Origin of the sequence: Epilithonimonas sp. UC225_85 (assembly GCF_042695135.1) — a bacterium.
GTDB lineage: Bacteria > Bacteroidota > Bacteroidia > Flavobacteriales > Weeksellaceae > Epilithonimonas.
The window spans coordinates 41,716-54,528 of the sequence record NZ_CP170547.1; the positions used below are offsets into that span (position 1 = coordinate 41,716).

Below are 12,813 nucleotides of genomic sequence, written 5' to 3' on the forward strand. Positions count from 1 at the left end.
ATTACAAAATATGTATTCTAAAACGTTAATTTGTTACAAATAGTATTAGGCAAAACCTAATAACGAAATTTATACCAATTTTATTGATCGCAAAAATTATTTTAGGTCTTATATTTGATTCATCAATCGAAAATATTTTATGAAAAATCTGATCTTCTTAAGTTTAGTATCTGTTTTTACTTTTTCTTGCAAACCCATTAATACTGTTGAAAATCTGCCAAAACCTTTACCGGAAAGACCGGATAACAATGCTGGAACTGGTAGTTTATCAAAAGAAGAATCCCAAGAAATGGAAGCTTTGAAAGCGGAAATCACAGCATTGGCAAACAGCGAAAAATGCACCAATCCTGCCGACTGGAAAACAGTTGGCTTGGGTGTAAAAGCTTGTGGTGGGCATGTAAGCTATATTGCCTATTCCAATAAAATAGATGAGAAAACTTTTCTTGAAAAAGTAAATCTTTACAATCAAAAATCTACAGAATATAATAAAAAATACAACTTGGTATCAGATTGTATGTTGGTCATGCAGCCGGAAAATATCGCGTGCGAAAATGATCAGCCAGTTTTTAAATAAGTTATAATTCTTTCGGAACGATTCTTCCCTTTTCTTCTTCAGCGTCTCTGTAAAGTTTAGCTTTGCTCCATTTGGCATGTTTGGAAGGGATGATCTTGTGACCTTTTTTGACTGCATAAACTTTTGTAAATTCGGCTCCGAAGAATATCAGCTGACAAGAATAATTGATCCACATCATTAACAAAATAACGGTTCCTGCAGCTCCAAAAACCGAGGTCGGTTTTGAAACATCGAAATAAAAACTCATCAGCATTTTCCCAACATTAAATAGTAGAGCCGTAACAATTGCACCAATCCAAACGGATTTCCATTTGATTTCGACATCAGGTAAAACTTTGAACATAATGGCGAACAGAACGGTAATAACAGCAAATCCAAGAACAAAATTACTTCCCTGAATAAGCACATACGTTTCCAACCCGAAGTATTTGGTAATCAAACCATTTGCTAAACCAATGACTGATGACAAAACCATACTAATCAACAGTAAAAATGCAATTACCAGAATCATCCCAAGGGAATTCGCACGATCCAGAATAAACTTCTGCCAAGCTTTTTTAGGGGCAGCTTCTACATCCCAAAGGTTATTAAGCGTTGCCTGCATCTGGAAAAACAAACTCGTTGCACCGAAAACCAAAGTTGCTACACCAAGCGCTTTCATCCAGAAATTTTCTTTATCAATCATTGCACTTGCAATAATATCCTGAATACTTTTTGCCCCGTCATAGCCCATTATTCCGGCCAATTGTCTGCGAATTTCTCCGTTTACAGCTTCATCTCCAAAGAAATGACCTGCAGTCCAGATGATGATGATAAGCAAACCCGGCAAAGCAAATATTGCATTGTAAGCCATACTTGCACTGTCTTTTGAAGCTGACGATGAAGTCCACTCATTAAAAGTTTCCTTTAGAATTTCCCAAAAAGATTTGAGCTTTGTCATAGTTTACATTTCTTTGGAAAATTCAATAGTTGTACCAATTTACTCCTGTTTATACCAACTGGCGTATTTAACATAATTATTGGCAATCCTGTCAATCTCGCCTTCAATCAGACTTTGCGAAATATCTTTCACTTTCTTCGCAGGAACGCCGGCCCAAATTTCGCCTTCTTTGATAACCGTGTTTGCCGTTACAACTGCACCAGCCGCAACAATCGAATTACTTTCCACGATACAGTCATCCATCACAATTGCCCCCATTCCAATCAACACATTGTCTTTGATTGTACAGCCGTGAACGATTGCATTGTGTCCGATTGAAACATTATTTCCAATCGTAGTCGGGCTTTTTTTGTAGGTACAGTGGATCATTGCATTGTCCTGAACATTCACTTTATTCCCCATTTTGATGTAATGCACATCGCCTCTCAAAACGGCATTGTACCAAATACTGCAGTCATCTCCCATTGTCACATCACCAATGATCACGGCTGTTTCTGCTACGAAAACATTCTCTCCAAGCTGCGGTTTTTTACCTAAAAGTTCTTTTATAATTGCCATTACTTTTTAATTTTTTGATTCATATAATTTGGGCGCCTTTATCCGCCTTCCGTTCCCGCTATTTTTTTAAAGAAAAAAATGAGCTTCACTCAAGTCGGGGCGCAGATTCATCATAATTTCATATTTTCTCCTCCGAAACAGCCAAAATCAAACCAATAGAAAAAATCGAATATCCGCAAACCCACTCATAATCAAAACTTAACATAACATTGGGATTCTACGCCTTTTTTGTTCCACCAAATTACGATATTTTTGTACTTCAATATACTTAAAATGAGACAAATCATTATAGAACCAACAGAGAATCCAAAAGTGATGAAGTTTGTGACAGACTACAATCTTATTCCCGGATCTTTGGAGCTCGACAGAGAATCTGACATTTCAGAGATTCCGTTGGCACAAGAACTTTTCAATTATCCTTTCGTCAACAGAATTTTTATCACAGCCAATTTCATTGCAGTTGCGAAAGAAGATACAGTAGAATGGGAACACGTTTCCGAAAGTCTGAAAAATATCATCGAGGACGAGCTTCTTGCAAACCCAAGAATCTATCTTCAAAAGAAAAAAGAACACTATCAGGTTTATTCTGAGATGACGCCGAATCCTGCTGTTATGAAATTCATTTCTAACAAAATGCTGATGGACGGCTTTATCGAGGTAAAATCCAGAGAAGAAGCTGACGAAGTTCCTTTGGCAAAAGAATTATACGCAGCTTTTGATTTTGTAAAAGAAGTTTATGTAAGTGATAATTTCGTGGCGGTTACAAGAGACATCCAGTTTGAGTGGCACGAAATTATGAATCAGGTTCGTTCTTTCATCGCAGAATTTTTGCAGGAAGGAAAAACCATTTCAAATGCTGAACCTCATACCCACGAAAATCCGATGTTGAAAATCATCAACAGAGAATATACGAATGATGAGCAAAAAATCAGCGATATTCTGAACGAATATGTAGCACCAGCCGTAGAAAACGACGGCGGAAAAATCTCATTGATTGAATATGATCAGGAAAACAAAACGGCAAGAATGTTGCTTCAAGGCGCTTGCAGTGGTTGCCCATCTTCCACAGCAACTTTGAAAAACGGCATCCAAAATATCCTGAAACAATTCGTTCCGGAATTGGTGGAGAATGTGGAAGCTGTAAACGGATAATTTATGAAAAACTTTTTTCCTTGCTTGATTTTACTCCTTGTTGTTTCCTGTAAAAAAGAAGCACAGCTGAATGATGGCATTCACGAAGATTTGGTAGAATCAAAATTGGCGAAAGACAGCCTTCAAAAAATGGATGTTGTTTTAGATAAACTCAATAAGAAAAACACCACTTTCCTGGATTATTATGTTCATTACTATTACGGACTGGATCAGAAAGCAATAGAAGAGTTTCACAAGATCTATGGTGAAGATATCTATTATGGCGACAAAGAATACATTACTAAATTTGATTCCATCAGCCATATTTTGAGCGACAAATACAATAAAGAAATTGGTCTTTCCGACGATGAAGAAATGCTTGCAAGAGAGATCTACATCAATCATCTGAAAGTGAAGTACAACCCGACTGTAGAAAGTCAAATGAAATCAATTTACAAATGAAAGGAATTCTTCTGGTCAACCTAGGTTCTCCAAGATCGACGGACGTAAAAGATGTAAAAGAATATCTGGACGAGTTCCTGATGGACGAAAAGGTTATTGATTATCGTTGGATCTTCCGTGCTCTTTTGGTTCAGGGAATCATCCTCAAAACCCGTCCTAAGAAATCTGCCGAAGCCTATAAAACCGTCTGGACAGACGAAGGTTCACCTTTGATTGTGATCTCAAAACATCTTCAGAAGAGACTACAGGAGATCGTGGATGTTCCGGTGGGTCTGGGAATGCGTTATGCTGAACCATCGATTAAAACAGGCATTCAGGAGTTGGTAGACAAAGGGATAACTGAGATCACTCTGTTCCCGCTTTATCCGCAATATGCGATGAGCACAACAGAAACCGTGATTGATAAAGCGGAAGAAGTACGACTGAAATTCTTCCCGGATATTAAGATCAATTACGTGGAGCCATTCTACGACCGCGAAATTTACATCAATGCTTTAGCTGAAAGTATCAGGGAAAAACTCCCTGCGGATTTTGATTTGTTGCAGTTTTCTTATCACGGTGTGCCGGAACGTCATATTTACAAAACCGATCCTACGAACACGTGCAATATGAATAACTGCTGTCAAAAGGAAGACAATCCTTCGCACAAATTCTGCTACAGACACCAATGTTATAAAGTGACCGAATTGGTGTGCAAAAAACTGGGATTGCCAAAAGAAAAAGTGATAGTCACCTTCCAATCCCGATTGGGGAAAGACAAATGGATGGAGCCTTACACAGATGCTACATTGGAAGGTCTTGGTAAAAAAGGCATCAAGAAACTGGCCATCGTTTGTCCTGCTTTTGTATCCGATTGTCTGGAGACTTTGGAAGAGATTTCTGTGGAAGGTAAGGAAATCTTCCTTCACGGTGGCGGTGAAAGATTCGATTATATTCCCTGTCTGAATGAAGAGCAGAGTTGGGTAAATGTTGTGAAAACACTTTGTGAAGAAAAGCTGAATGATTTTTACTTTCATTAATATTCCAATCAAATGATTTTCCGATACGCACGACATACGCAGAATCTTGAGAAACTGATCTACTTCTACACTTCGGTTTTGGAGTTTGAGGTGATTGGAAAGTTTGAGGATCATAATGGCTATGACGGCGTTTTCCTTGGGAAAGCTGATCAGAACTGGCATCTGGAGTTCACGCAGGATGGGAATCTGCCGGAGTCTCAATTTGATGATGATGACCTTCTGGTTTTCTATCCGGAAAGTTTGGAAGAGTTTCAGAAGATTTTAGCAAATCTGGAATATTATAAAGTTCCGACTTTGACGCCCAAGAATCCTTACTGGAAAGTGAACGGCATCTGCTTCGAGGATTGCGATCATTACAAGATTATTATTTCTGACCTTAGAATTGCAAAATAAATTAAACGACCTCAAATTAATTTGAGGTCGTTTTTGTCATTTTGACATTGTGTTTTGATAGGCTATCGGTATACGGTCGGTATACGCTTCCTATACCCAAAATGTGTTTTTATTGTTTTGTAGGGTTGAAGTGTTTTTGACATTTTGACATATTTTTTGGTGGTTAGTGATACCGTAAGTATACACCTTCCTACACACAAATGTGCTGTATAGAGATTGAAGTGTTTTTGATAGTTTGGTAAGTTTTTGTTATTTTAGACATACGCTTCCTATCCGCATATTCTAATCTGTGACTTTCTATTTTAGACAAACTCTTCAACTCCACTCGGAGTGACGTTTCTAATACTGTATTGGGATTGACTTGGTCTAACCATTTCCGTTAAAACGACAAAGTTACTATTGAAGAGAAATGTTGTTTTACACTGAAAACCATAGCCCTGATGGTAGTGGAAATCCTTTTTTGCTTGGGCTTCGAGAACCTCAGCCTGACAACGCTGACAAAAATAGTAACGAAACTGTAACTCCTTAGCCCTGATGGTAGTGGAAATCCTTTTTTGCTTGGGCTTCGAGAACCTCAGCCTGACAAAACGTGATGCAAAAAAGATTGCAACGGACAGCAGGTTCCCGGCTCCTAATTATTTCCTATGGAATACAGTAATATCTTATCAAAAGAAAAAAGCCGTCACGGAATATCGCAACGGCTTTTTTTATATAGAAATATTTATTTCTTGTTGAAGTCTCCGGCAAATACGGAAGTCAGCTTGTCTTCGCTGATATATTTTCTGAGGACATCGTTGACCTGAGCGACTTTGAGTGCAGATACTTTTGCCTCCAAAGCGTCGTAATCTTCCAGCGGAACACCATACTGAAGCTGGGAGTTCACCAGATTCATGAGGGTATTATCATTTCCTAATCCTGTTTTTCTGGAGTTGAGCCAAGAGGTCAGGTTGGATTTATATTCTTCTTCTGTAAAGCCGTCTTTGACCGCTTTGTTCACTTCTTCTTTCAGAGCCTTGTTTACGGCATCTTTTTTAGTCGGGTTGAAGAAGGCGTACCAAGCCCAGGATGCTACGTTGTTATCAATTGGAACATTGATGTAAGAACCTGCACCATAGCTGATTCCCTCTTTTTCACGAAGTCTTGTCGGGATTCTTGCAGTAAGGAATCCGCCGCTACCCAACATTTCGTTAGCAATAACAAAGGCTGGATAATCCGGAGATTTTCTGTCCATAGAGAAACTGATTTTCCCGACCGCTGCACCATTTTCTTTATCTGGTGTCAGATATTCTTTATCCTCTTTTTTGGTTGCGAACAATTCTGGCTTTACAAATTCATATTTGGATTTGGAATTCCATTTTCCAAAGGTCTCTTCCAGTAATGCAGAAGCTGCTTTTCCATCTAGATCACCAACAACTGTTCCTACTCCATTATTACTTCCAAGGATTTTGTTGTAAAAATCTACCAGCTGATCTCTTTTTACTTTCTTGTTGTTTTCGATCTGCTCTTTTGTAGAAGCGGTGTAATAGATGCTTTCTTTAGGATAATTTTCTGTGATCTTTTCGATTTCTGTGAAGGCGATGGATTGAGGATCATTAAGAGAACCTTCCAGATAAGTGTTGTACTCGTTCACAGTTTTAGCTAATTCGGCATCCGGGAAAGTTGATTCGGTAAGGATCTCTTTGATAAGTCCCATTACTTTTGGTAAGTTTTCTTTATAGGTGCTGAAATTAACATACAAAGTCTGACCGCTGAATCCGAAGTTAACGTTCGATTTCCAGGTATCCAGCATATCCTGAATCTGTTCTTTTGTATGGGATTTGGTTCCTGTTTTCAGAACCTGAGCCATTAGTGATCCAACATCAGATTTTCCGCTAAGGTCTTTTTCATTACTCACCGGGAATTTGAAACTGCCGAGAACTTTTCCGCCTTTAATTTCTTTTTTAATAAGGCCGTACTTCATTCCGTTGCTCAGTTTGCCTTCTACAAGATTGGCTTTCAGGTTTTTGATGCTGGCTTCGAAAGGTGCGGTTTCTTTTTCAAGGGCTTTTCCTTTGTAATTGTTGGTAAGTGCTGCAATCTGCTCTGATGTATATTCCAGATTCTTAACTCTTACCTCATCTTTTGTCGGAATGAAAACACCAACTGTTCTATTGTTGTCGCGGAAATATTTTTCTGCCGCCTTTTGAACATCGGCCAATGTCAGCTTCTCAACATTATCACGATACAGCATTTCCAATTTGTAACCACCAGCTCCGATGATCTCTGTAAGACCAATTGCATAATTGATGGTATTATTTTTTGAGTTTTCTATCTGTTTCAGGAGTTTTGCTTTTGCCCTTGCAAGATCCTGTTCGGTATATTTAGTAGTTGCTATCTTATTGAGTTCTGCGCGGAAGTCATTTTCTGTTGCCTTTACATCCTTGTCGTTAGGCACCTGTAAGCCAAAATACATAAAACCAGCATCTCGCAACTGTTGCTGATAGGCATAAACAGAAGCTGCTTTCTTGGAATCTATCATTGCTTTGTAAAGGTAACCGGAAGGATCAGCAGTCAAAATCTCTGTCAATGCATCCAATGCCGCATAATCCTTATCCGCATAAGGAACAGTGTGATAAAGTGCGCCAATCACCTTGCTGTCGCCGGCACGCTTCAGTTCTACAAAACGTTCGCCATCCTGAGCTGGCTCTACAGTGTAGGATTCGTCCAATATTCTTGTTGGTTTTGGAATAATGGAGAAATATTGTGCGATGTAATTCAGTGTTTGTTTTTCATCAAATTTTCCTGCAACGATCAGTGTAGAATTATCGGGCTGATAATATTTTTCATAGAATTTTCTAAGCGTGGGTGCTTTTACACGTTCGATATCTTCTTTGCTTCCGATGGTGCTGTTTCCGTAATTATGCCACAGATAAGCGGTGGAAGCAATGCGTTCCTGAAGAACACTTCCCGGATCATTCTCTCCTATTTCAAATTCATTTCTTACGACAGAAAATTCTTTATCAAGATCAGCTTGAAGAATAGTTGCATTGATCATCCTGTCGGCTTCCATCTGGAGAGACCATTTCAGATTCTCATCATTGGAAGGGAAAATTTCGTAATAGTTGGTTCTGTCATACCAGGTAGTTCCGTTTGCTTTTCCGCCTTTGTCGGACAGCTGCTTTTTGATATCTCCAAGATTCTTGGTGCTTTTGAACAACATATGCTCCAGCAAATGCGCCATTCCTTTTTCGCCATAGCCTTCATTTTTGGATCCAACATTATAAACAATGTTTACGACCATATTACTCTGTGAAGCATCTGGAATCAGTAAAACTTTCATCCCGTTGCTAAGGGAATATTCCTTAATTCCTTCTGTGTTGCTAATAAATTTTGGTGTTTCGGCTTTCTGGGAAAACACAGGTGTATTAAGCCCTGCATAGAATACGACTGCCGCAGTCAGTAGAAAATTCTTCATGTTTGATAGTTATATTTTTTTTGATTTTTAAATTTAATCACTTTTCGTATAAAATCTGTTTTTGCAATCAATTTTTATGAAAATCTTAACGTAATTTTGTTCTTATGCAAGTTGAGAAAATAATTTTAGGAATCGATCCGGGAACATCTATTATGGGATTCGGGATCATCTCTGTGAAAGGCGGGAAAATGGAATTGCTTGCTATGCACGAGTTGATTCTGAAGAAATATGAAAACCACGAAACAAAGCTTAAAGTTATTTTTGATAAAACCTTAGCCTTAATTGATGAATATAATCCTGACGAGACTGCTCTGGAAGCACCTTTCTTCGGAAAGAACGTCCAAAGTATGCTGAAACTGGGAAGAGCACAAGGTGTCGCGATCGCAGCAAGTCTTCACAGAAATATTCCGATTACAGAATATTCTCCTAAAAAAGTAAAAATGGCGATCACCGGAAACGGAAATGCCAGTAAGGAACAAGTTGCAGGAATGCTTCAAAACCTTCTGAAACTGAAAGAATTTCCAACGAAATATCTGGATGCTTCGGATGGATTGGCAGTGGCAGTTTGTCATCATTTCAACTCCGGAACTATTACGACTGATAAATCCTACACCGGCTGGGACAGTTTTCTGAAGCAGAATCCGGATCGGGTGAAGTAGTTGTTGGTTGATAGTTTTAGTTGATGGTTTAAATACTTTTTTATTTAATTATTGTCAGGCTGAGGTTCTCGAAGCCTTGTCTCCTGAGTCTTTTTTCCTTATTTTTGACCCGATGAATGATTCCCTTTTTGACCTGATCGAACACACCAACCGAAGTCTCTTTCTTACCGGAAAAGCCGGAACAGGCAAGACCACTTTTCTGAACGATTTTGTCAAAAAAACCAAGAAAAAACACATCGTTGTTGCACCAACAGGAATCGCAGCAATCAATGCCGGCGGCGTCACCATCCATTCTATGTTTGGTTTGCCACTCAGGACTTTTCTTCCCACTACAGAAAGAATCGATCAGAATATGGCGAATAACATTGCCGATCTGATGGTCCATTTCAAATACCGGAAAGACAAACTGAAACTGCTTCGTGAAATCGAAATTATCGTCATTGATGAAGCCTCAATGCTACGCGCCGATGTCCTTGATATGATGGATTTTTCCCTCAGACATGTCCGCAGGAATCAGCAGAAATTTGGTGGTGTTCAGATCTTGTTTATCGGTGATCTTTATCAATTGCCTCCAGTTGTCCGGGACGAATATGTTTTGGCAAAATATTATAGTTCTCCTTTCTTCTTTCACGCCAAAGCTTTGGAAGAAGTCAAATTGATCACCATCGAACTTACAAAAGTTTACCGTCAAACCGATGAAGTTTTCCTTGAAATATTAAATGCCATACGAAACGGAATCTCAGAAGACATTGATTTTGAATTACTGAATTCCAGATACCAGCCTGATTTTGACTCTAAGGATGAAGCTTATGTTTATCTCTGTTCGCATAACAAAATGGCGGACGATATCAATCAGAAAAAACTGAAGGAACTGGGTGGAAGATCTCATTTGTACAATGCCGATGTGGTTGGCGAGTTCAAGGAAACGCAATACCCGAATGATGAAGTTCTGGAACTGAAAATCGGAGCGCAGATTATGTTCATCCGAAATGATACTTCATCAGACAAAAAATATTACAACGGAAAATTAGCTCAAATCTCTTACTTGGATGAAGATGAAATCTCGGTAGTCCTCGACGGAAGCGAAGAAGAAATCACTTTGAAAGCAGAAACCTGGGAGCAGAAACGCTATTCTCTGGATGCTGACAAAAATATTAAAGAAGAAGTTTTAGGGAGTTTCAAGCAGTTTCCTATTCGTTTGGCCTGGGCGGTTACGATTCATAAAAGTCAAGGCTTAACTTTTGACCGATTGATTATTGATGCGGGAAAAAGTTTTGCTTCCGGGCAGGTTTATGTGGCACTGTCACGTTGCCGGACTTTGGAAGGTATTATTCTTAAATCGAAGATCACGCCGGACGTTATTTTCAGTGACAAACGGGTTTCGAAGTTTCAGGATGAAACGCACGCCAATTCCAAAATGGAAGAGATCATCAATTCTGAAAAGTATGATTACAGCATTCAGAAAGTCATCAGAAGAATCGATTGTGTCTGGTTTCTTTCGGCTTTGGAAAACTTCAACCTTTCTACAAAAACCAGCAAATTCATTGATAAAGACAAGGCGCAAAAGCTATACATCACGCTTAGATCTGAGATTGAAAATCTGACGGTTATTTTCCAGAAGTTCGAGAGAATATTGGTTCAGAAAACCCAGAAATTCCTGAAAGGTGAGGAAGAATGGACCGAGGTTGAAGTTAAGGCAAAAGGTGCTGTCAACTTCTTTTTCTCGAATGTGAATGAAAAAATATTTTCACCACTCAAAGATTTTTACTCCGAAACCAAAGGTGTCAAAGGTTTGAAAGCCTTCAATGAAGATTTCCGGGTTTGGCTCGATGATCTGGAGGAATATCTGAAGGATTTGAAAGATGTACATCTATTGGAAACACCATTATTTGATAAAGAAAAAGATACGGAGATTTCTATGGCGATCAAGAAAGTTCCGACGCACGTTTTGACTTATCAACTATTCCAAGACGGGAAAACGGTTTCGGAAATTGCGAGAGAACGAGGTTTGGTCAATTCTACGATTTTTGGACATTTATCAAAATATGCAGAACAAAATTTACTTGATAAAAATGATTTGCTAAGAATCTATCCGAAAGAAAAAGTTGACGCTTTTGAAAAGGTTTTCAAACAAAGTCCAAAAGATAATATCAACGATTGGAAAGCAGCTTTGCCTAATGATTTTGATTATGGAGAGATAAGGTTGATCTGGAATTATTATTTGAATTTAAAGTAAAAACAATAGCACTTTTATTAATTTCCCAAGTTAGAATATTTAAATAGAATTTTATTTTATAGTAATCTTTATTTTTTGCTATTTTTGAATCGTGGAAGAACAAGGTTACATAGAAATTAGAGTTGATAACATTAATAATTCATTGACTCCTAAAGATGTTGATATTAACGAAATCAAAAACGTTATATCCGACATCGAAACATTCTTATACCCAACACGAGAAGAAAAAAAATTACGTCCTCAAATTTCTTATGATATTGAATCTGGTTCCGCAAAACATAAATTTTATCTTCCAATTTCAGCAGTTATTCTTTTTAATGGACTTACAACAGAGATCCATAAAAGGAAATCTTTAGATTTTTTAGATTATAAACGTCAAGAGGTCATTGATAAATTTCAAAAAAAAGCGATTAAAGAAGGGTTTACAATAGAGTTTAACAATTCACTTTCAGAAGAATCATCATTAATTATTGATACAAATACCAACTATGATATGATTGCTCCGCAATTTTATGAAAGTGAGTTTTATTTGTATGGAGAAATTTATCAAGAAGGTGGAAAAAATCCCAATATTCATATTTCAACATCAAAGTTTGGAAATGTAACAATCTCGGCCACGAAAGAACAAATTTTAGATGGAGAAAAGAAGACTTATAAACCTTATGGCGTAAAGGTTAAAGGAAAGAAAAGTCTTTCGGATGGCAAATTCAATGACTTGAAATTAGTTGAATTCATTAATTATCGTCCTGCTTTTGATAAGTCTTTACTAGATAAAATAATTGACAGAGCATCTAAAAATTTGAATAAAATCACTAATCTAGATCAGTGGATTGATGGTTTAAAAACTGAAGGAATATGAAAGGTATTGAGAGTATTCTTTTAGATAATTCTTTTGTAACCCGATTATTAAAAGCTGACGACGAACATCACGAAACTGTCGTAGAATATTTTCAATATTTTCTAGAGAATAATATTATTTTGTATTTATCCACGATTGTCATTAGTGAATATGCCGTTGCGGACAACCCTGATAATTTGTTAGCTTTAAATGCTTTTCAAATATTAGAATTTGATTACGGAGATGCAAAAATTTCTGGCGATTATTTTGCATTTTTAAAGGATAAAGAAGATGTACGAAATACTGAAGAAAGAAAAGTTATAATTAATGATTTAAAACTTTTTGCACAAATACAAAATAGAGGAATCGATGCATTCATCACTAAAGATAGAAAAGCATTACCTAAAATGATCACGCCTTTGAAAGAAAATAAAGGCTTAAATTTTGAATATTTAGATTTAACAATCCCTCTTAAAGATAGATTGGGCTTATTATTCTAAATTTTACACTTTTATTGAAATAAAAAAAGCCACAAATAAACTTTGTGGC

The 12,813-nt window shown here is 37.5% G+C and carries 12 protein-coding genes; 9 read left to right on the plus strand and 3 right to left on the minus strand.

What is annotated here, in order from left to right; genetic code table 11:
- Positions 1-139: 139 nt before the first annotated feature.
- Positions 140-574, plus strand: a complete 435-nt coding sequence (locus tag ACFJGY_RS00210; RefSeq protein WP_379966522.1) for a hypothetical protein — start codon at positions 140-142, stop codon at positions 572-574.
- A gap of 1 nt (position 575) precedes the next feature.
- Here the strand turns inward: ACFJGY_RS00210 and ACFJGY_RS00215 are convergent, their stop codons facing one another.
- The gene (locus ACFJGY_RS00215; RefSeq protein WP_379966525.1) at positions 576-1,514 is read right to left on the minus strand and encodes a YihY/virulence factor BrkB family protein; all 939 of its coding nucleotides are present in this window, start codon (positions 1,512-1,514) and stop codon (positions 576-578) included.
- 39 nt (positions 1,515-1,553) lie between these two features.
- Positions 1,554-2,072 carry a gamma carbonic anhydrase family protein gene (locus tag ACFJGY_RS00220; protein ID WP_379966528.1) on the minus strand — a complete coding sequence of 173 codons (519 nt, stop codon included), beginning with the start codon at positions 2,070-2,072 and terminating at the stop codon, positions 1,554-1,556.
- Positions 2,073-2,345: 273 nt separating this feature from the next.
- Here ACFJGY_RS00220 and ACFJGY_RS00225 point away from each other — a divergent pair, with 273 nt between their 5' ends.
- The 4 genes from ACFJGY_RS00225 to ACFJGY_RS00240 are packed head-to-tail and all read left to right on the plus strand — an operon-like array spanning position 2,346 to position 5,077.
- Complete coding sequence (locus ACFJGY_RS00225) at positions 2,346-3,224, plus strand: NifU family protein (RefSeq protein WP_379966531.1); 879 nt, start codon at positions 2,346-2,348, stop codon at positions 3,222-3,224.
- Between the two features lie 3 nt (positions 3,225-3,227).
- A complete protein-coding gene (locus ACFJGY_RS00230; protein ID WP_379966534.1) occupies positions 3,228-3,665 on the plus strand; it encodes a hypothetical protein in 438 nt (145 codons plus the stop codon).
- Positions 3,662-4,684, plus strand: a complete 1,023-nt coding sequence (gene hemH / locus ACFJGY_RS00235) for a ferrochelatase (protein WP_379966537.1) — start codon at positions 3,662-3,664, stop codon at positions 4,682-4,684. The genes ACFJGY_RS00230 and hemH overlap by 4 nt, the downstream gene beginning before the upstream one ends.
- 12 nt (positions 4,685-4,696) lie before the next feature.
- Entirely contained in the window at positions 4,697-5,077 is a 381-nt protein-coding gene (locus tag ACFJGY_RS00240; RefSeq protein WP_379966540.1) for a VOC family protein, read from the plus strand.
- Between the two features lie 721 nt (positions 5,078-5,798).
- Here ACFJGY_RS00240 and ACFJGY_RS00245 read toward each other — a convergent pair.
- Positions 5,799-8,531 carry a M16 family metallopeptidase gene (locus ACFJGY_RS00245; protein ID WP_379966543.1) on the minus strand — a complete coding sequence of 911 codons (2,733 nt, stop codon included), beginning with the start codon at positions 8,529-8,531 and terminating at the stop codon, positions 5,799-5,801.
- 104 nt (positions 8,532-8,635) lie between these two features.
- On the opposite strand from ACFJGY_RS00245, the gene ruvC reads away from it, so the two are divergent.
- The 4 genes from ruvC to ACFJGY_RS00265 all read left to right on the plus strand — a co-directional run bounded on the left by ruvC (position 8,636) and on the right by ACFJGY_RS00265 (position 12,764).
- Entirely contained in the window at positions 8,636-9,190 is a 555-nt protein-coding gene (gene ruvC / locus ACFJGY_RS00250) for a crossover junction endodeoxyribonuclease RuvC (RefSeq protein WP_379966546.1), read from the plus strand.
- 112 nt (positions 9,191-9,302) lie between these two features.
- A complete protein-coding gene (locus ACFJGY_RS00255) occupies positions 9,303-11,426 on the plus strand; it encodes a helix-turn-helix domain-containing protein (RefSeq protein WP_379970071.1) in 2,124 nt (707 codons plus the stop codon).
- A gap of 91 nt (positions 11,427-11,517) precedes the next feature.
- Positions 11,518-12,285: a hypothetical protein gene (locus tag ACFJGY_RS00260; protein WP_379966549.1), complete on the plus strand. Its 768-nt coding sequence runs from the start codon at positions 11,518-11,520 to the stop codon at positions 12,283-12,285.
- Entirely contained in the window at positions 12,282-12,764 is a 483-nt protein-coding gene (locus ACFJGY_RS00265; protein ID WP_379966552.1) for a PIN domain-containing protein, read from the plus strand. The genes ACFJGY_RS00260 and ACFJGY_RS00265 overlap by 4 nt, the downstream gene beginning before the upstream one ends.
- Positions 12,765-12,813 lie beyond the last annotated feature (49 nt).